Raw genomic sequence first — 19398 nt, 5'->3', positions numbered from 1 at the left:
CGCGCCCGCTGCCGTCACAAGAGACACGCAACCAGGCACACACTGAACCACGCTTTTAAAGCTGTTCAGTGTGTGCCTGGAACCGTTAAGAGCGAGCTACGACAGCAGCCGAGTGAACCAGACTGTCAGCCCGGCACAAGCACCTGCGCCGTAGGTGCTCCAAAACAACTTTTCTAGATTCTTCAACACACGTTCACGGTTCAAGTTCTTATGCTCCTTCGTCTGCGCCCCCTCGCATGGAGGGCGTCTAGCTGCACCATGCGTCGTTTCCAGACTCAATGGTGGGATGCGCTGCTTTTGGGATCTACTGGCGCATAGCTCAGTGTCGGTACAGCGGTGCTGGAGCTTTAGGAAGAGTGAGAAAAACGCCCGTACACCTCTGGCATCGAGCAGCACTTACCGTCACATATGTGACGGTAAGACGCGGTAGTTCGACCTCGGTTATCAAAGATGCAAGAGGTGTGACCGAATAAGGGCGTGTTCTAAGTTAATCTAAACCAAGTCAGATGTTTCCCTTATTCGGTCGATTGATCGTTTGCGATCAGTCCGTGCAGCTCGTGAGCTGCACGTGTAATGCCAGCATTACGGGTAATACGGGTTTTACAGGTAATGCACGTTTTACGGGTTCCCGTACAAGTTCTACAGCTTTACGGTGCGGGTTTATGGTTTCGTGTACTGGCTTTACAGCTTTACGTACGCTCCTACAGCTTTCTGTACTGGCTTTATAGCGTTGCTGTACATGCGTTGCTACGGCTGTGCGAATGCGTAGTAGATGCACTTTTACTGCACCTCTAATGCGCTGCACTGCCGAGGGCTTCACGCGCGACTGGGGCACCAGTCGCTATGCTTGCTAGCTCTCTTTGCGTCCTGTGCGTTTACGTGGCTGCGGGTAGGGCGGGAAGGTCATTTCTCCGGGGAAATCTGCCTTATGTGCTCTGAGGGTGTCCTGCGGTAGTTGGGGTGGCTTGTGAAAAAGTGAAATATCCGACGCTAAGGTTTCTGGAACCGCGGCACTTCACCCTGATGAAGCAGTCTACGAACCAATGCTCGGCTCCGGGTGAAAACAACAGCGAAGCCGAAGTCTGGCCGAAGCCACCATCGGCGGACGAACCTCTACCGCTTACATCAGGTGAACGTATCTTTCATTAGATGAAATTGCGGCCAGCAGGAAGAGCGGTACGAAAATTCACGCTAAGAAGATTCCTGTGCTGCTTCCGGCGTGAGATCGTGTGAATCCAAATGGCGGCCTCGCCGGAGCACTTGATGACTGACCCAAAAAAGGACGCCCTACCTGATATCCAGGTAGGGCGTCCTTTTTTGGGCGGGCCTCACCAGATGTCCTACTTCAGTTTGTACGAAATCTTGCCGATTTCCGTCATGCCCAAGTCGTTTGATGCGACGAGGTCCACCGGGGTTTTTACATCGTCAAGCTCAAAGGCAATTGCATTTGCGACGGTTCCACCCTTCTTGATGTTCTCCATCTGGGTGTCTAGGAACTTGTCATCGGGGAGTGAACCCACCTCAAGCTTGTTCTCTGCGTTTGGGTTGTTGTCTTGGAACGCTTCCACTACGTAGATGAAATTCATCGGGCTTACGTCTTTATCGACGTCTTTCTCAGTCAGATTGGTAGTTTTGTACCAAAATGCAATGACGGGTTTCGACCCGTATTCATTGCCCTTTTTGCCAACCGGGATGACCTTGTGGTCCGTGATCTCAATCTTCATCTCCGGGGTGGTGATGACACCATCCACAAAAGACGAGTCGCTTTTCGGCGTGTCAACTGAGTCGGCTGTATTTGTTGCGCTGGTGTCGGCTGCTTCAATCGTTTGAGCCGAACCGGTGTTCGCCGCCTGATTGCTATCCGTTGCTGTTCCACCGCAACCACTAAGTATGAGAGCGCCCGACGCGCACGCGAGCAGTACCAAAGACTTTTTCATCAAAAATTTCCTTTATCCCCAGCTTGCTGCGCAAGCAAAATGTATCAAACTCAGCTTAGTGGCCAGATCGCAGGGGCTATTTACTCCTCAGATGGACACGCCGATAATTTCGTGTTATTCGTTAGTTCGGTAAATAGGCTGGCTCAGCTTCCGCCAAATAGCGCAGAGCCGCATCTAGTCGATCGGCAACGTCATGTACGGATACTGTGCTGAGTCATTTTCCGCCATCGTCTGGAAACGCAGCGCACCGGCTCGAAAGAAGGCAGAACACGTGTTCTGCTTATTGTTCTTCTTGAGGCTTGTGTATTCGTCGAAAATCCGATCTAAGACTTCGTAGCGTCCGGTAACGATTGTTCTCGAGACACTCTTCTTCCGGATTCTTGGCCCGCGGATTCCCGCGGTAAATTTTGTAACGCTTGCCGTGTACGCGGCAATGTAACGCTCAACCTGGTTGGTGATACATTTTGGGCATGAGAATCGGATACGGGCGTGTCTCAACACGCGATCAGCACCCCGAAGCCCAACATGATGCCCTGCGCGCGGCCGGCTGCGAGCAGGTGTTCCTCGACACCGCCTCGGGGAAACTCGCCCGCAGACCCGAACTCGACAAGGCACTGCTTTCAGCCAACCGGTCCGGCGATCAGCTCGTTGTCACGAAGCTGGACCGACTCGGGCGATCGCTGGAAAACCTCATAGACCTGTCCAAGACGCTGCAGGAGCGCGGCGTCGACCTGGTGGTCCTGGATCAGGGCATCGACACCTCATCACCCGCCGGGCGGATGTTTTTTCAGATCATCGGCTCGATCGCCGAGTTCGAACACGCGCTGATGTCCGAACGAACCCGCGACGGGCTGGCCGCCGCGCGGGCACGTGGGCGGACCGGTGGGCAGAAACCAAAGCTCGGTCCCCGCCAGGTCAAGCTGGCAAGGGAAATGTATGAGGAAAAGGATGCCGACGGGAAACGTGCCCATACCGTCGAGCACATCGCCCAGGAATTCGGCGTCAGCCGTCCCACCATCTACCGGAACCTGGCCAAACCATGACTCGCGGGCATGGTGCTCCGCAGCAGCGCGAGGACAAGTCCGTAGATTGCGGCCTTCCAACTAACAAGGATTTCTGACATGGCCCTGCGTTCCTTGCTCACGACTGCCGAACGCGGCCAAGTCCTTGAAATCCCCACCGGCACCGAGGACCTGGCTGCCCACTACACACTCAGCGAAGCGGACATGTCGTTGATTCGCCAACGCCGCGCAGATGCCAACCGGTTGGGCTTTGCCATCCAGCTCTGTCTGCTTCGGCACCCGGGTATCGCACTGACCGACGACACCGAAGTACCCACTGAAATGATCGACTGGGTCGCGGCCCGCCTGACGATCTCGGCCGAAGCCTGGGATGAATACGGGACACGTGGGGAAACGCGGCAAGAGCATGGACGGGAGCTTCGCGCGTATCTGGGCATGTCTGCATTTGGAATCGCGGAGTTTCGCCAGCTCGTGGAACACGTGGGCGAGGTGGCCGCACAAACAGACAAGGGCCTTGTCCTGGTCGAAGGCGCGCGGGACTTCCTGCGCTCAAGGAAGGTTGCCTCTCCTGGGGTGGGGATCATTGAAAGGGCCTGCGCGCAGGCCCTGACCCGGGCGAACCGGCGAATCTACGCCATCTTAGGCGACCAACTCTCCGGCGAGCACCGAGGTCGTCTGGATGGTTTGTTGCTTCGCCGCACCGATAGTTCCTTGACCGAAATCGGCTGGCTGCGGCAGGCACCCCTGCGGCCCAACGCACGGGCGATGAACGAGCACATCGACCGGCTCACGGCCTGGCGTGCGCTTTGCCTGCCCTGGGACGCCGGCAAACTGGTGCACCGGAACAGGTTGCTGAAGTTGGCCCGCGAGGGCGCATCGATGACCGCGGCGGATCTGGCCAAGTTTGAACCCGGACGCAGGTACGCGACCCTGTTCGCGATGTCCGTGGAAAGCATGGCGACGGTCACCGACGAAGTCATTGATCTGCATGACCGAATTATTGGCCGGATCATTCGCACCGCTCGGAACAAACAAAACCAGAACACCCTGGCCTCCCGTGCCACCGTCGCAGCCATGATGCGCCTGCACTCCAAGCTCGGCGATGCCCTGATCGCAGCCAAGGAGAACGGTGAGGATCCCTTCGCAGCGATCGACACAGCGATCGACACAGCGATCGGCTGGGAATCCTTGGCTGAAAGCATTGCCCAAGCCAAGGAACTGACCCGGCCTGCCCTCGAAGACCACCTCGCCCTCGTCAGTGCCCACTTCACCACTCTGCGCCGCTACACCCCGGCATTTCTTGCCGTCCTTGACCTCCAAGCAGCCCCCGCAGCGCAAGACCTGTTGGCTGCCATCAAAGTCATCCGCACCATGAACACCTCCGGTGCCCGAAAGGTCCCCGAAGATGCACCCACGTCATTCATCCGGGCTCGGTGGAAGCCTCTGGTTTTCGCCGAGAACGGCACCGACCGTGGATTCTACGAGTTTTGCGCCCTTGCGGAGCTCAAGAATGCGCTGCGGTCCGGAGACATGTGGGTCACCGGTTCCCGGCAGTTCCGCGACTTCGATGACTACCTGCTGGCTGGCTCCGACTACACGCTGATGAAGAGTGCCGGGGAACTGCCCCTGGCCACGGCCACCGGTGGCGAACACTACCTACAGGATCGCCTCGCCCTGCTTAGTGAACGGCTACACCAAGTCAACACCCTGGCCTCCCGGGATGAACTGCCCGGGGTGCTGATCACCGCCAGCGGCGTGAAGATCACCCCGCTCGAGACAATCGTGCCACAACACGCGCAGCCCTTGATCGATCAGGCCAGCGCCATGTTCCCGCGAATCCGGATCACCGACCTGTTGATGGAAGTCGACGGCTGGACCGGGTTCACGCGCCACTTCACCAATCTCAAGTCCGGCCAACCCTCCAAGGACAAGCAGCTGCTGCTCACCGCAATCTTGGCCGACGGAATCAACCTGGGATTGACCAAGATGTCCGAGTCATGCACCGGCGTCACCTACGCCCAATTGGACCGCCAGCAGGCTTCCCATATCCGGGATGAAACCTACAGTGCCGCCCTGGCCGAGCTGGTCAATGCCCAGCATGCACACCCCTTCGGTACGCACTGGGGCGATGGCAGCACCTCGTCCTCGGACGGGCAGCGCTTTCGTGCAGGCAGCCATGCCGAGTCCACCGGGCATGTGAACCCGAAATATGGTGCCGAGCCCGGGCGGATGATCTACACGCATGTCTCGGATAAGTATTCGCCCTTCCACAGCAAACTCATCAACGTCGGTGACCGCGACGCGACCTACGTCTTGGACGGGTTGTTGTATCACGAGTCCGACTTGGCCATCCAGGAGCATTACACCGATACGGCAGGGTTCACCGACCATCTCTTTGCCCTCATGCACCTGCTTGGATATCGGTTCGCGCCCCGGATCCGCAACATCGGCGATACCCGCCTCTACACACCTACCAACAACGCCGAACTGTCGACGTTGGCTCCGCTGATCGGCGGCACCATCAACACGCAGACCATCACCGCGCACTGGGATGAGATCCTCCGCCTGGCCACATCCATCAAGACCGGAACAGTGACCGCCTCCTTGATGATGCGCAAACTTGGCGCCTATCCACGCCAAAACGGACTCGCTACCGCACTGAGGGAACTAGGCAAACTGGAACGAACTCTCTTCCTGCTGGACTGGCTCCAAGATCCCGACCTGCGCCGCAAGGTCACGGCCGGGCTGAACAAGGGAGAAGCCCGGAACACCCTGGCCCGGGCCGTTTTCTTCAACAGACTTGGAGAGATCCGCGACCGCAGCTTCGAGCAGCAGCGCTACCGGGCGTCAGGGCTGAATCTTCTCACCGCGGCCATCGTTCTCTGGAACACGGTCTATCTCGACCGCACCATCACCACCTTGACTCAGGAGGGCAACGCCGCGGACCCTGAGCTGTTGCGGTTCCTCTCACCTCTGGGTTGGGAACACATCAACCTCACCGGCGATTACACCTGGCCACGCACCAACAAGATCAAACCCGGCAAATACAGGCCGCTACGGCGCTCGACAAAACCTTAGCGTCGGATATTTCACTTTTTCACAAGCCACCCCTAGGGGGGTGCTTGGAAGTTTGCAGCTGGCCGGAGCCGTGCGAGGTTTCCTTGACCATAGCCGGGGATTACTCGGCTATCAGGACTGGGATGTGAGGATCAACGCGGGGGAGCCGAACTGCTCTTACCCCGATGGATTTTCTAGCGCTCCGAGTCTGCCTTTACGCGCCGTCGATCTCTCTCGGTAAACCCTTTGGTCTCTCTACACCCGGGGGCTAGCCGGTGGCCTTGACGCTCATGTTCAGCTTCGACATGCTGGAGCGTGTACCTTCGCAGTCTTGCCGGACTCAAGGTACTCTTAAATTGAATTTTCTGTTCGAAAATAATGATGCCTGACCCTTGCCGGGGTTGGGCATCACCTTTTTAAGCGCCTTGACTAGTTCCCTAGCAGACATCCCCGGATCTATTGGGGAAGGGTCGAACTCGCACCGAAGAAAATTCGATTTCTGTTTGAGCGTGTCGCACAGAAGCACTGAGTGCTAGTAGGCCTTCAATTCCTACCGAACCAGCATGAACAGAAGGTCAGTTTCTGGTTCGGGGTCAAAAATGTACGAGAGAATTCCGGACGCTCCAATGATGAAGGCAAGTAAAACTAAGCCCGCAACGATGAGCGACACAACTATGAAAAATCGCTTGTCTTCTGGTTTCATTATTTTGTCCATAAAATTGCCTATTTTGGTTCTGGTGAAATCTTGTCAAAGAAAAGTCTAAAAGGTCTCGCGGCTTTATCGATAGCCGCCCTGCTGATTGGCAACGCAAATGCTGCTGTGGCCTTAGAGGCTCCTGATTCTTCCCACAAAGCGCTCTTAAATTTGTCGAAAGTTTCTTCCGATACGAATGTTGACGTGCTGAACACGTCTGTTGAGGCTAAAGCAAATGTTTCAGGCGAAGGTGCTTTTGATCTCACTGTAGAGGGATCAGAAATTTTCGTTCCGAACAGCCCATCAGATCCTGTTGAAATCGGCTCTGAGGATACTGATGTTGTGAGCATCTATAGGCCGATTGATGGTGTCTCTAAGACTGAACCAATCGCAAATGGAGTCATTGAAAACAAGGGGAAAGAATTCACGACAGTAACTTCCGTCAAAGACGACGGCGGGTTACAGATGGCTACTATCCTTCACGATTCCAAAAGCCCCGAACGCTTTGAATACCTTCTAGATGTTCCTAGTGAAGCGACAATCCGCGAAACTCACGGAGGAGTTCTGATCGAGGACAAAGAAGGGGAACTTATTGGAGGATTCACTCCACCATGGGCGAAAGATGCTAACGGTAATGACGTTCCTACACGGTATCTAGTTGAAGGTAATACTTTGGTGCAGATCGTTGACCACCAAAGTGCAGAAAACCTTGCCTACCCTGTAGTTGCTGACCCCGTATAGCTCGACAAAACCTTAGCGTCGGATATTTCACTTTTTCACAAGCCACCCCAACAAGACTAAAAAGCTCTCACACCTCTGGCACCGAGGTGCACCACCCAAACGAAAACCGTTACGGTAACCCGCCTTCAACTGTCCCAAATTGGACACCTAAAAAACTCACCTGATCCATTTGGATCACGTGAAAATTCAGCTGTCTCAGATGAGACAGCTGAATTTTCACGTGCCCATTTTTGGGCACTACAGCTTTACGGTGCGAATTTTCGTAATCCATGTAGCCATGTGTTCCTCTTCGTTCTCTTTTGATTCTGGTCGCTGGCCTTGACGAACTAGTTCAGGAAGAGATTGATGCCACCGATAAGGCGGTCGCATCATGAGTAACGAAGCTCAATCCATCGAAGCAGAAATTATCGTTGAAGAAGATCGGGCAGCAGTCTTACCTCCAGATGTAGCTCGTAATCTAACCAACGAGATTCGCAGGGCGCTGAAATTCACTTGGGATCTGGTTATCAAGGCCTACCAAGGCCAGGCATGGCTCGCGTTGGACTACAAGACCTGGAACGACTACTGCGTCAAAGAATTCGGCAACCAACACATCGCCATCCCACGTGAAGATCGCAACGAAGTCATCGGTTCGCTACGAGATGCTGGGCTCAGTACTCGCGCGATTGTTGACGCTACGGGACTTTCTAAAGGCACAGTCAGTCGTGAAATTAGGAAACTTGACGAGGATCCTAGTGCCCCAAATGGGGCAGTAGAAAGTGGAGACGATGAGTCTCCTGCCTCAAATGGGGCTGCGGATGGTGGGAACGAAAATTCAGGTGTCCAAAATCGGACACCTGAAGAAAAGCCTCAAAAGGTTCAAGGCGTTAACGGCAAGATGTACGACCGCTCTGCCCCACCAAAGCCGAAGAACAATGACTCGGTTGAGCCGCCGCTGGACGGACAAGCAGACATTGGCGACGCTCTCGACACCTCACTCGAAGATCTAGGCATTACACCGATCGACCCAGAAGAAGCGGTCAACAACAACGCAAAGACCCGCGTCCAGCTCGTAAAGCGACTCACCGGTTCTAGCGGTCAGTACGCTCAGGCACCACTTCCGATGGTGATCAGCCTTGCCGGTCAGATTGTCGAGCGAAGCGCTGGTGTCAACGACCTGGACGTAGAAGAAGTCACCTCATTCGCTGACGATTCATCCCGTGCAGTGCTCGTCCTCGCAAGGTTGCTGGAAACCATTGATCCCGACGAGATTGACGACGACAAGACCCGCACCCAAATCGAGCAGAAGCTGAACCAAGCGCAGGAATACCTCGACAACTTCTTGACCACACTGACGGAGGTCTAACCCATGAGTGCTCATGAAAAAAGCTCCCCAGCTGACTGCAATTCAGCTGAGGAGCCATCAAAACTTCTACCACGAAGTACTCCCATTACAGGCAGGAAGACACCGCTACTGCTACCTCTACCCGAGACGGCCGAATCAACCCCGATTCACGTCAGATGCTCTGGCTTGCTGTTTCCCTTGTAGTTTTCCTTGGCGCGATCAGCTTTATGGTGTCATTCGCTGGGCTCGTCGCCGTCGCGGAGTGGGCTGGACTGCCACCGGCAATGCGTTGGACTGTTCCGATCTTCATCGACACCGCCATCCTGGTCTACTCCATTGCCGTGCTGGTGCATCGTTCACGCGGGGAGAAGACCTGGGCATCCTAGCTTTCGCTCGGTGCATTCACGTTCGTTTCCGTGCTCGCCAACGTTGGCCACGTCCTGCTGCTCGATCAGAACGTTGACAGCTTCAAGACCGGCATTGGAGCAATCGTTGCAGGCATGGCACCAATCGGCGTGTTCGCTGCCACTGAGGAATTAGGCCGTTTGGCTATTGCCCGTCCGCAGCGTCGACGCACCGAGGAGCGTTTGGTGCAGGTTGGCGAAGACCGGCCTAACCCGACACCGCCGACGACACCACGGCCAGAGAGTACGACACCAGAAATCGAGGTGACGTCGCCTGTCGCACCGATGCTGGATCCTGTCGCCTCGTCCAATGATCAGTCGGCCGCTGAGCCTGAGCCAGCAGTAGCTGTCACCCAAGAGCCCGCGCCTGAGGGGCATGGCGTCTTCGCTTACTACCCATTTGGCCAGGAAGCCAGCGAGCTGGAATGGGGTCGCACGTTCATCCCATCAGTGGATGCTGAGCCCGCCGTTCCTGCAATCAAGCCCACACCCGCAGCCGAGATGCCTGTTCCAGTCGCAGAGCCTGCTGAGCCAGCGTTGAGCGCCATGTCCTATGTCAGCCCGGCAGATCAGGAACAGCAGCAGATCAACAAACTGCTTGAAGCTCATGGAGCAGACCTGACCGCAAAATTGATTGCCGTCGCGCTGGGCAAGAACATCCGAATAGGTCAGCGGAAACTCACTCGCATCAAGGCAAAGCATCCGGAAATTTTCGGAACCGAGACCACAACGGCCAAGGAGGCATGAGCATGAGTGCTTCATCCATGGCATCGAGAACGCGAATGATCATCCGGTACTGGCTGTATTTCGCTGTCAGCGCTTTCGCGTTTTTCTACTTCGACGAGGTTTTCAGAATGCCGATGGGGGCATTGCTGCCACCGGTCTGGGAATCAGGCTTCGGCGTAGTCGGGACGGTTCCATCATGATGCGAATCAACTCCCGACTGACCAATAAAACCCTGCCCCACGAGAACTTCACCCAACAGATTCAGAAACAGTACAAGGAGATGGATTCACAGTGAGTTTTGAAGCGACGAACCTCGCTAGAAAGATGGCATCCTCCAAGCAGTTCAAGCCAGGTGGATTGCACGTCATGCTGTTGCCTGCTGATCACGCCAATGAGGAATGGAAGTGCTGGCCCTCCTTGGCGCTGCTGACCATGTACACCTGCATGGGTGAGCGCACTGTACGCCGTCACCTGCGTGTCTTGGAAGAGCATGGTGTGCTCGAATGCTACGCGTTATACAACTCGCGCGGCGGTCACCGCATAGGCAACCAGTTCCGGCTCGTCGAGTCAGAGATGCAGCGTCTGGCGGCTGTTGGGGAGCAGCGTCGCGCGCAGATGAAAGAGCGGATGGCTCAGCGTCGAAGCACCGTTAGTCACAGCAAAGCCGTTGCCGTTGAGTATGGAATCGACAGGGATTCAGAGCCACCGGCCAATATGAACGTTGGTTTCAGCCCAGCAAATTCAAGCCCGGCCAAATTGGCCGATGGTAAAAATAGCATCTTCGACCAGGACCACACCCCAGCAAAATCAAGCCCGGCCAAATTGGCCGATGGTAAAAATAGCATCTTCGACCAGGACCACACCCCAGCAAAATCAAGCCCGGCCAAATTGGCCGATGGTAAAAATAGCATCTTCGACCAGGACCACACCCCAGCAAAATCAAGCCCGGCCAAATTGGCCGATGGTAAAAATAGCATCTTCGACCAGGACCACACCCCAGCAAAATCAAGCCCGGCCAAATTGGCCGATGGTAAAAATAGCATCTTCGACCAGGACCACACCCCAGCAAAATCAAGCCCGGCCAAATTGGCCAAAATACTGAGGTGCTTTCAAAGGAACACGCACGTATTAACTTAACCCTCTCCATCAATCGTCAGACGGACGAACGGTCGAGCCGATTGACACCCCAGTAGCTGACGAGGATGGCTTGACGACGAAGAGGAACCAAGAGCAGCCCCAGTAAGCGGCACAAGACAGCGGCGTTCAGGGAGCGAATAAGTCCGGCTCTGTATCGCCTGTGCGCCGTTCGGATAATGCCAAGCAATTTAGCAGCCGAATCACTGAATGTTTCTCCCAGCAGGGGCCACCGCCAGTGCATTCCCCGTCTGCAGGCGGTCCGTCGTACTAGAAATTCTCATTGGTCAAGTAGCCCCGCAGATTGTTTGCGGGGCTACTTGACTTATTCGTCCGTCCATCATGTTATGTAAAGTAAATAGGTTGCGGTAGCTGCCAAAAGACTAAAGCAAGAAGAGGATCTATTCGACTTCGCGGATGGAATGTTCCAGATCAATGAGGAATTCACTAATGACACGCATACTAAGTCAGGACGATCTGAAGAACTTGGACGCGATGTTCAGCCAGGAGCAGTTTCCGGGGCAGAACTGGGAGACGGACCCGGAGTCTTGGAAGAACCCGGAGGATTGTCCTTGGGGAGATCTGGTGGAGAACTTCAATCAAGAGTTCGACCAGGTGCCGACGATGGTGCATCAGGTACTTTTTCAGAATCCGCAGCTGAACGAGACGTTCGAGGACATGCTGATCAACAACGTGATGTTCAAGAAGGGGACCGGCAGTCAGGACTTTCCGAGCAAGTTCACCCACGAAGAATTCGCGGTGGCCTCGGACGCTCAGAAGATGCAGACGCTGAAGGCAATGGACAAAATCAGTCAGGAAGTAGTGGAGTTCCTACAGATGGAGGGTCTTCCAATAACGACAGACGGATCACCGATACCGGATCTGCGCCTTTACAAAGCGCCAGCAGTGAAGCAGTAGACGAAGCGCGCCCAGAGCGTTCTGGCCCGGTTCCAGCCCGATATTCTGGAGAGCCGGGCCTCACCGCACCCAGAAACGAACGCGAACGCGTCCAGTTCAATCTCGATGCGCTCGAACTGGTCAACACGCTCAATGAGGAGAACCGCTGGCCTACTGTTGACGAGCAAGCGGTGCTGGCCCGGTACGCATCGTGGGGTGGCGCATCCAAGGTCGTTGAAGAATTCCACCCGGGATGGGAGGAAGAGCGCGCTCGGCTCAAGTCTCTGGTCGGTGCAGACATTTACTGGAAGCTGAGCGCTACGACGCTGAACGCGCACTCCACCCCAGACGCACAGATCCACCACGAATCGTTCAGCAATTTCGGGGTGCCGGATCCAAATCACCTTCCTGGCCGCTATCCGCTCCACAACCACTTCATCAACAAGTCCCTGCAGCCGACTACTCCGTCGCCAATGGTTGCGGTGGCCAGGTAGTAGCCAATGCTCATCTTGGAGATACTGACGGTCATTGGTTTTGTCCTTTCACCCAGGATTCGTAGCGGTTCATGGTGGCCAGGATGTCGCGGTGTCGTTGTTCTGTCGGCCGGCCGCCTGTGCGCCGGTAAAGTTCCCTGGCCATGACGCGCCATTGGGTGATAATCACCCGGTGCTGTTCGCGTTGAGTGGCGGCCGTCGAGAGGGCTTGCTGGGATCGGGAGTACTGATCACGCAGCTTCATGTGGGCTGTCTTGGCGATGGTCAATCGCTCCGACAACGTGTTGATGATCTTGTCGGCTTTGGCGATGGTGTCGCGTTGTCGCACGATGATGTCATCGTGGCTGGTCTGTGCGACAGCGACACTTGGGCCTGTCGTTGTCGTTGTCGAGAGTGTCGCGTCTGCAGCGGACGACAACGTGTCGTTGTCGCGCAGTGTCCTAGGTCGGTAGTGTCGCAACCCGAAGGTGTCGTCTAGTTGTCGCGACACAGAGGCGACAAGTTCTACAAGTGCTGCGGTGTTGTCGTCGTCGCTGGGCAACGGGCCTCGTTGCATTGACGCAGGGGCTGTCGTGGTTGCTTCCCAGGTCGTTTGTCCGTCGCTCACTGCGTGGAGCTGGTGCCCCAGTTCAATGATCATCGTGTGGGCCAGTCGGTATTTTGCCCGCAGTTCCTGGTGCTGGTTTTGGAAGTAGAGCAGAGAGCGCTGGCGTTCTTCGGTGAAGCGTTTCAGATCCTTGCGAGCTGCTTTGGTTTCTTTGCGGTAGCCCATGGCCCGGTTGTGAACCTTGGCCAGTTCGGCCCGGGCGCGAGAGAGCTGTTCGTGTAGCTGCTTGTTTTGGATGGCCAGCACATCGGCCGCTGAGGCCTGGGGCTGGCCACCTCGTTGACGGGCGCGGTTCTGGCGCATTCGACAGGCGTCGCCGCAGTACTTGCGGCGCTTGTCAGCACCTGCAGGAAACGGCTCGTTGCAGGCATGGCATCGGTGGTGGGTTTGTTCCATGCTCATGTATCGCACGCGGCAGCTTGGGGTATGTGTCATCCCGAACGCTTGCGTTCGGGTAGTGCACCTCGGTGCCAGACGTGTGACTGGTTTTTGGGTGAGTTGACTCCGTGGCTGTGCTGGTTGTTTGCTGGGGTGATCGCTGGCTGCATTTTTTGGTGACCGTTAGATTCTTGGGTGGCTTGTTAGGGTTCGTTTTTTGTTGGGTTGAGGTGTTTTTGGGGCGCTTTGGTGAGTCCTGGTGCATCTTCTCCGGTGTTTTCAGGTGTCCCATTTGGGACACCTGCTGCGTGATTCTCTACTGTCCCATTTGGGACAGTAGAGTTTTCTGCCTGTGTGTTCGCGGTGATCGACCGGCGAACAGTTCCGCGACCAAGGCCAGTTGCGTCCGAGATTGCGCGGACACTCAGCCCAGCCGAACGCAGCGAACCGATGACTTCATCACGATCTTCACGTGGGATAGCGATGTGCTGGTTGCCGAATTCTTTGACGCAGTAGTCGTTCCAGGTCTTGTAGCGCAAGGCATGGGTTGCAAGACGTCTCACCGAGACCCAATCCTGTGACTGTTGACATTATTTGGCGGCTAAAGTGCCATTCTAAATGGCGGTTCGTTGGGTTCCGCTAGAAGAACGGTGGCCGAGACGGCCGGTGTTCAAATGCTTAAACGATGGAACGCTTCGCTTCATGTCGCTTGTCACTGCACCTCTGTTTCAAGGGCGCGCAAGACTAGAATTACACGCTAGCGGAGCTACCCTCGCAGGTGGTCTCGGTAATTGTAAAAGCAATGCCGAGCGCCTTTGTGGACGCGAAGAACAGCTCTAGGCTTCAATTCGACGGAGTACGGGGTCTGCGATAAGGCGTGACGGTGCGCACAGAGTTTGACCAAGTTGCTGAAAGGCCTGATCTCTGTCCGTGAAGTAGCCGTAGTCGGCGCGGACAAAGCGTGAAAGGTCATATGGATCGCTACTACTCCGGCCGTCCCAATTGACCGCGCAGCGCCCTACGGCCTCGAAAAGCGTTTCGGAGCCTTGATTCACGAAAGGGGACCCTCCTCGACAGCCAATTGGTCCGAACAACTCGGACACGGGGTGCCAGCCATCGATATTGAACTCGGGCCAGGCTAGCAAGATGCGATTTGGAAGGACAAAGCCGAGGCGGGGAAAACGTGCATACCAAAAAGATCGATCGATGAGCAAAATACGCACCCGAGTGGATACACTGAGGGAACGCGCAACGCTTTCTAATAGCGCCAATCGTTGACTGCAAGAACCATATCCGCGGATTAATGTGCGCGAAGCAGGCGTGTTCTCCTCTAAGGCGTAAACAGCCCGTATTTCATTGCTGATAATCGAGTGCGCCGCCTTGAGCACCTCAATATATTCGTGCGATGGCGCTAGTTCACGTGAACGGGCAACCAGCCCTGCCACAACAGGTGCTTCATAGTCCAGAATCGACGTCGGAGCGACTGAGCCCGGTTGTTCGTGGCCCCAGCCAGATCGGGCTGAGGTGCGCTTGTACCAAGGTGTAATGAGCGATGAAAACGCCATTTAGGTCTTCACCTGGCTCACGCGACCATCTTTGTGTCTGCGCACTTCACGCAATACGATCTGCTCCGGACAAACGGTAGAGAGAAAGTCTCCGACAGAGTGCGCCAAGCGTTCCTCACCGAGGGTGTACAAGATCCGGTTGGCATCACGCCGTTCGGTGACGAGTCCTGCATGGCGTAAGACAGCTAAGTGGCGGGATATGGTCGGCCCGGTGGCTTGGAAGCGTGAAGCAATCTCTCCGGCAGCTAGCTCGCCATCCTTGAGGTCTTGCAGAATTTGCCGTCGCGTGGGATGAGCTAATGCAGTGAATACGTCGGACATTGCGTCTATCATATTTAGCAATATAGCACATATGCTAAATATGAAATTTGGGTTCAACTTCTTCTACCGGTAAAGACCCGTAGAGGACTTTGCCGTAGGACTGCTCAGCGAAAACCCTCGACAGCATTTCTAAAAAATAAGTTCCCTAGTGGGAGCTTGATTATTTCTGAACCGCGTCCTTTACTCCGATGTGCGTCTTTTAGAGATGAGAATCGTAACCCTTAAACGTTATTGCTCATTAGTAGCAAAGACCGTAGCCCAAACTTTGACTTTCTCGCGGAGCTCGAGGCGCACTTCTTGGTTATCTAGCTCTTTACGCAGGATGGAAAGGCTAGTTTCGGCAGCGTCATCGTCCCCACAGTCACTGCCCCCAATATTAGTTTCGCTACTTAATGCGATGTCCCAAGGCGATGAGCCTTCGCAGGAGACGATGAATCCGACCGAATCAAATCCGTCAGGTACTTCTCCGATGGTTAGTTGAACTGATCCGTTACCTTCCACCTCGCTCAGTATTTGATTTCCCGCAGAGAGGCGCTGAATAGATTCCGAATGCCTCTTATAGACCCCTGCTGAATCCAAGACAGTTGAACTGGGTGACGTGGACGAATTGTCCGGAGTTGTTACCGGCGCAGCAGTCTCCGAAGTGGAACTACTGGTGCAGGCGCTCAATAAAAGAGTGGCAATTGCTATTCCTGAAGCTGCCCCAAAGACGCTTTTTTTCATGAGGAAAGATTATCCTTTGCTCAGATAAAAGCAAACTCTTCGAATGTATTTTTGCGGACAGTCTTCCCATCTCAATTCAATTCTCGACATTGAGCACCACCCTCAACTAAATTCGCGCATTCAAAGAGGCGTCGGAAATTTTAATCCTGCATGCGTGGCGGTTATCGTCACCTGGCGTTTAAGTGGCAGTTCTACATTGCGTCCAGATGACTGTGGATTGCGCAGCTCCGCTTGTCCCAATAACCTAAAGATTATTGAGACACTCTCCTCAGTCTGGCCATGCCGTCTCAATATTCCGGAACGGCAAGGAGTCCAACCGTCTTATAAAGTCGTCCCAACGTAAAACGTCTTACCTGCTTGCCGTGCAGGGGTTTTTGAGCCACACTGGGCAGGTGAGACATTTGGGATACACACGCGTGAGCACTTTGAGCCAAGACGCGGCCTTGCAGCTCGATGCCCTGGTTGCTTCAGGGGTGCAGAAGCGCGACGTGTTCGCCGACGTGACTTCCGGCAGCCGCAGCGCGATCGAGCGGCCCGGAATGAAGAAGCTGCTGGACTATGCCGAAGCCGGCGACACCGTCGTGGTGTGGCGGGTTGACCGGCTGGGCCGCTCCCTGATCGATGTCTTGAATACCGTGAACCTTTTGCGGGAGCGCGGGATTAATGTCCGCTCCATTTCCGATGGCATCGACCCGGCCACCTCGACCGGTCGGATGATGCTGAACATGCTTGCCTCGTTGGCCGAATACGAGCGCGAATTGATCGTGGAACGAGTCAACGCCGGCATTGCCGCCGCCCGGCAATCCGGAACCCGTTTCGGCCGGCCGGCCTCTGACCCGGCAGTGATTGCCGACAAGCTCGCGATCGCCAAAGATGCCCGCGCCAGGGGACGCACCGCCGAAGACGCAGCACGCCTGGTTGGCTGGAGCCGCGCAACGTTCTACCGCCACTTGGGCCAAGAGCCCACCTCTTCCAAGAGCTTGTGATCGGCCATGTCCCGGCGAAGCGAAACGCGCAGGGACGCACCGCTGGGGCGAGACCAGAATGACAGCAGTACCGAGAAAGCAGGAACTCCTCGTGACTACCTGGCTAAGGCAACAGCACGTTGGGAAATGCTGCGGCAACACGTCGAAGACGGAGTGCCGCTGACGGTTCTGGCAGGGGAACACCATATCGGCCTGAGGACACTGCAACGATGGCACCAGAGCTTCAAGCTCCACGGGAAGCCTGGTCTGGAACCGGTGGCACCTGGCAAACGTGGACGCCGGATGCCCAGCGAATTCGTGAACCTGGTCGAAGGCCTCGCCTTAGCTAAACCGCCCAGGACCACGGCAGCCATCCACCAGCAAGCTAACAAGGTAGCGCTCCACCAAGGGTGGGCACCGGTTTCCTACTCCACCATCCGCTCGATTGTCGGCGAGATAGATCCGGGGATGATGACGCTGGCGCAGCAAGGTACGGCGGCGTACCGAGATAAATATGAACTGGTCTGGCGCCGCCGCGCCGAACGCCCGAACGCGGTGTGGCAGGCCGATCATACCGAGCTCGACATCCCGGTTTTTGACGCTAGCCACCAGCCGGTCCGCCCGTGGCTCACCACGATCATGGATGATTACTCGCGAGCCCTCTGCGGGTACATGATCTTCACCGGCGCCCCCTCATCCTTGAATACGGCATTGGCGTTGCGTGAGGCGATCTGGCCCAAAAAGACAGCTTATTGGCCGATGTGCGGAATCCCTGATGTGCTCTATGTAGACCACGGAACCGATTTCACGAGCCACCACTTAGCGCAGGCCGCCAGAGACCTGCACTTCGAAATCATTTTCTCCACGGTGGCCCGGCCGCAGGGCAGAGGAAAGATTGAGCGATTCTTCGGCACCCTCAATACCGAGCTCTTAGCCCGGTTGCCTGGCTACCTGCACAGCGTGCCCAATCCTAAGCCGGGGCTGTCCATCGGTGAACTGGACACGGCGCTAGAAGAGTTCATTGGGCAGAACTATCACCAGCGTGAGCATCAAGAGATCAAGGAAACGCCTCAAAAAGCGTGGCAGGGCAACGGCTGGTTACCGCGTCTGCCTGAAACCATCGATGAACTGAACCTGCTGCTGCTCACGGTCGCCAAACCAAGAATCGTCCACCGCGATGGCGTGCACTTCCAAGGCCTACGCTACATTTCCCCGTTGCTGGCCGCCTACGTCGGAGAATCCGTCATTCTTCGCTACGACCCTCGGGACGTTGCCGAGATCCAGGTCTTTCACCGGGGCCAGCACATCTGCAAAGCCGTGGATCCCACGCATGAACGAGCCACCGTGACGTTCAAGGACATCCAGAAGGCACGCTCCGCACGCAAGCGTCAGTTGCGCGGACAAATCAAAGAACGAATAGCCACCGTCGCAGAATTTCTACCGGCCGGACAACCACCAACGGAGCCAACCCAACCTGATCCGGCGGCCCACCCAACTAAGAAAACGAAGTTGCGCACCTACGCAGAGGACGAATAATGGCACCCTCAACATTTATCGCAACAAAGGAGCACCGCCGCTTCACTGAGTTCGCCAATGCGGTGCGCAGGCAGCGGACCATCGGGATCTGCTACGGACAAGCTGGAATCGGCAAAACCCTCTCGGCTAAACGCTATGCCAACTGGAGCCCGAAAGCCGCGGCGTTAGTAGAGGAATGGGGTCGCCGGGAGGACAGCGACCTCCAAATCTATAAGGATCTAGCCAAAACGCGAACCGTCTTCTTCACCCCAGGGGTTCTGACAACTCCTAAGCAAATCAAAGAAGAGCTCTCACTGATCACTAATCGGACCTCGATCTGCATTCACCAACATCTTGATACCCTAGGCGTCACGAACGGTCCGATGAATCAAGACAAGCATGTGGAGCTGATCATCGTCGACGAGTCGGAACGACTCAACGCCACTGCCTTGGAAGTGCTGCGAGATAGGTATGACAGGAACAATATCGCTCTGATGCTGATTGGGATGCCCGGCATAGAAAAGCAGTTCAGCCGATATCCTCAGCTCTATAGCCGTGTCGGCTTCGCCCACGAATACCGTCCGCTTGCGCAGGATGAACTGCATTTCGTCCTGCAACGAAAGTGGCGTGCCCTCGGCAAAACCCTGGATTTGGAGGACTTCACCGATACGCAAGCTGTCGCGGCGATCGCGCGCATCACGCGCGGTAATTTCCGGCTGATTGATCGGCTCTTCACAGGGGAGTGGTAGGTGGTGAGACGTCTTGCAACCTATGGGTTGTGCGACGCTTGTAGTATCTTACGGATTTGAGATTGTTAGTGATTCACCGAACTTTGTTCCTTGAAGTGCTATCTCACGAAGCAACGCCATCGTTCCAGAACATTTCGATCGTGGA

General features: G+C 55.7%; 17 protein-coding genes. 12 read left to right on the top strand and 5 right to left on the bottom strand.

Translation table 11 applies throughout. The features are described 5' to 3' along the window. Positions 1-1340: 1340 nt before the first annotated feature. On the bottom strand, positions 1341-1937 hold the full coding sequence (locus ACT3RW_RS15965) for a DUF5067 domain-containing protein (RefSeq protein ID WP_444614436.1): 597 nt from the start codon (positions 1935-1937) through the stop codon (positions 1341-1343). Positions 1938-2407: 470 nt separating this feature from the next. On the opposite strand from ACT3RW_RS15965, the gene ACT3RW_RS15960 reads away from it, so the two are divergent. The 9 genes from ACT3RW_RS15960 (at position 2408) to ACT3RW_RS15920 (ending at position 12430) form a co-directional block, all read left to right on the top strand. Further along, positions 2408-2980, top strand: coding sequence for a recombinase family protein (locus ACT3RW_RS15960; RefSeq protein ID WP_444614435.1), 573 nt, complete (start codon positions 2408-2410; stop codon positions 2978-2980). 78 nt (positions 2981-3058) lie between these two features. Then, the gene (locus tag ACT3RW_RS15955) at positions 3059-6037 is read left to right on the top strand and encodes a Tn3 family transposase (protein WP_444614434.1); all 2979 of its coding nucleotides are present in this window, start codon (positions 3059-3061) and stop codon (positions 6035-6037) included. 724 nt (positions 6038-6761) lie between these two features. Then, positions 6762-7451: a hypothetical protein gene (locus ACT3RW_RS15950; RefSeq protein ID WP_444614433.1), complete on the top strand. Its 690-nt coding sequence runs from the start codon at positions 6762-6764 to the stop codon at positions 7449-7451. Between the two features lie 370 nt (positions 7452-7821). Next, a complete protein-coding gene (locus tag ACT3RW_RS15945) occupies positions 7822-8796 on the top strand; it encodes a helix-turn-helix domain-containing protein (protein WP_444614432.1) in 975 nt (324 codons plus the stop codon). Between the two features lie 155 nt (positions 8797-8951). Then, positions 8952-9161: a DUF2637 domain-containing protein gene (locus ACT3RW_RS15940; RefSeq protein WP_444614431.1), complete on the top strand. Its 210-nt coding sequence runs from the start codon at positions 8952-8954 to the stop codon at positions 9159-9161. A 30-nt stretch (positions 9162-9191) separates the two neighbouring features. Then, positions 9192-9926, top strand: a complete 735-nt coding sequence (locus tag ACT3RW_RS15935) for a hypothetical protein (RefSeq protein ID WP_444614430.1) — start codon at positions 9192-9194, stop codon at positions 9924-9926. Between the two features lie 2 nt (positions 9927-9928). Beyond that, positions 9929-10105, top strand: coding sequence for a hypothetical protein (locus tag ACT3RW_RS15930; protein ID WP_444614429.1), 177 nt, complete (start codon positions 9929-9931; stop codon positions 10103-10105). Between the two features lie 91 nt (positions 10106-10196). Further along, a complete protein-coding gene (locus ACT3RW_RS15925; RefSeq protein ID WP_444614428.1) occupies positions 10197-11042 on the top strand; it encodes a helix-turn-helix domain-containing protein in 846 nt (281 codons plus the stop codon). Positions 11043-11461: 419 nt separating this feature from the next. Next, positions 11462-12430, top strand: coding sequence for a hypothetical protein (locus ACT3RW_RS15920; RefSeq protein WP_444614427.1), 969 nt, complete (start codon positions 11462-11464; stop codon positions 12428-12430). 31 nt (positions 12431-12461) lie between these two features. Here ACT3RW_RS15920 and ACT3RW_RS15915 read toward each other — a convergent pair whose 3' ends face one another. From ACT3RW_RS15915 to ACT3RW_RS15900, 4 genes are all read right to left on the bottom strand, one after another. Beyond that, positions 12462-13439: a hypothetical protein gene (locus tag ACT3RW_RS15915; protein ID WP_444614426.1), complete on the bottom strand. Its 978-nt coding sequence runs from the start codon at positions 13437-13439 to the stop codon at positions 12462-12464. Positions 13440-13618: 179 nt separating this feature from the next. Next, entirely contained in the window at positions 13619-13978 is a 360-nt protein-coding gene (locus ACT3RW_RS15910; RefSeq protein ID WP_444614425.1) for a hypothetical protein, read from the bottom strand. Between the two features lie 1002 nt (positions 13979-14980). Beyond that, entirely contained in the window at positions 14981-15301 is a 321-nt protein-coding gene (locus tag ACT3RW_RS15905) for a metalloregulator ArsR/SmtB family transcription factor (RefSeq protein WP_226910805.1), read from the bottom strand. 228 nt (positions 15302-15529) lie between these two features. Further along, positions 15530-16024 (bottom strand): hypothetical protein, encoded by a 495-nt coding sequence (locus ACT3RW_RS15900; RefSeq protein WP_444614424.1) that lies wholly within the window; start codon positions 16022-16024, stop codon positions 15530-15532. A gap of 392 nt (positions 16025-16416) precedes the next feature. Between ACT3RW_RS15900 and ACT3RW_RS15895 the strand changes: the two genes are divergently transcribed. The 3 genes from ACT3RW_RS15895 to ACT3RW_RS15885 are packed head-to-tail and all read left to right on the top strand — an operon-like array spanning position 16417 to position 19253. Continuing rightward, on the top strand, positions 16417-17010 hold the full coding sequence (locus ACT3RW_RS15895) for a recombinase family protein (protein ID WP_041649121.1): 594 nt from the start codon (positions 16417-16419) through the stop codon (positions 17008-17010). A 6-nt stretch (positions 17011-17016) separates the two neighbouring features. Beyond that, on the top strand, positions 17017-18525 hold the full coding sequence (locus tag ACT3RW_RS15890) for a Mu transposase C-terminal domain-containing protein (protein WP_444614423.1): 1509 nt from the start codon (positions 17017-17019) through the stop codon (positions 18523-18525). Then, positions 18525-19253 (top strand): AAA family ATPase, encoded by a 729-nt coding sequence (locus tag ACT3RW_RS15885; RefSeq protein WP_444614422.1) that lies wholly within the window; start codon positions 18525-18527, stop codon positions 19251-19253. The genes ACT3RW_RS15890 and ACT3RW_RS15885 overlap by 1 nt, the downstream gene beginning before the upstream one ends. Positions 19254-19398: the final 145 nt, after the last annotated feature.

It is taken from the genome of Glutamicibacter sp. AOP5-A2-18 (assembly GCF_052446055.1).
In the GTDB taxonomy this organism is placed as follows: Bacteria; Actinomycetota; Actinomycetes; order Actinomycetales; family Micrococcaceae; genus Glutamicibacter.
This window is presented reverse-complemented; position numbering and strand designations above follow the sequence as displayed.

Coding starts and splice junctions, on each gene's coding strand:
- ACT3RW_RS15965 (WP_444614436.1), bottom strand. CDS start 1,937: ATGAAAAAGTCTTTGGTACTGCTCGCGTGCGCGTCGGGCGCTCTCATA.
- ACT3RW_RS15960 (WP_444614435.1), top strand. CDS start 2,408: ATGAGAATCGGATACGGGCGTGTCTCAACACGCGATCAGCACCCCGAA.
- ACT3RW_RS15955 (WP_444614434.1), top strand. CDS start 3,059: ATGGCCCTGCGTTCCTTGCTCACGACTGCCGAACGCGGCCAAGTCCTT.
- ACT3RW_RS15945 (WP_444614432.1), top strand. CDS start 7,822: ATGAGTAACGAAGCTCAATCCATCGAAGCAGAAATTATCGTTGAAGAA.
- ACT3RW_RS15940 (WP_444614431.1), top strand. CDS start 8,952: ATGCTCTGGCTTGCTGTTTCCCTTGTAGTTTTCCTTGGCGCGATCAGC.
- ACT3RW_RS15930 (WP_444614429.1), top strand. CDS start 9,929: ATGAGTGCTTCATCCATGGCATCGAGAACGCGAATGATCATCCGGTAC.
- ACT3RW_RS15920 (WP_444614427.1), top strand. CDS start 11,462: ATGTTCCAGATCAATGAGGAATTCACTAATGACACGCATACTAAGTCA.
- ACT3RW_RS15915 (WP_444614426.1), bottom strand. CDS start 13,439: ATGAGCATGGAACAAACCCACCACCGATGCCATGCCTGCAACGAGCCG.
- ACT3RW_RS15905 (WP_226910805.1), bottom strand. CDS start 15,301: ATGTCCGACGTATTCACTGCATTAGCTCATCCCACGCGACGGCAAATT.
- ACT3RW_RS15900 (WP_444614424.1), bottom strand. CDS start 16,024: ATGAAAAAAAGCGTCTTTGGGGCAGCTTCAGGAATAGCAATTGCCACT.
- ACT3RW_RS15890 (WP_444614423.1), top strand. CDS start 17,017: ATGTCCCGGCGAAGCGAAACGCGCAGGGACGCACCGCTGGGGCGAGAC.
- ACT3RW_RS15885 (WP_444614422.1), top strand. CDS start 18,525: ATGGCACCCTCAACATTTATCGCAACAAAGGAGCACCGCCGCTTCACT.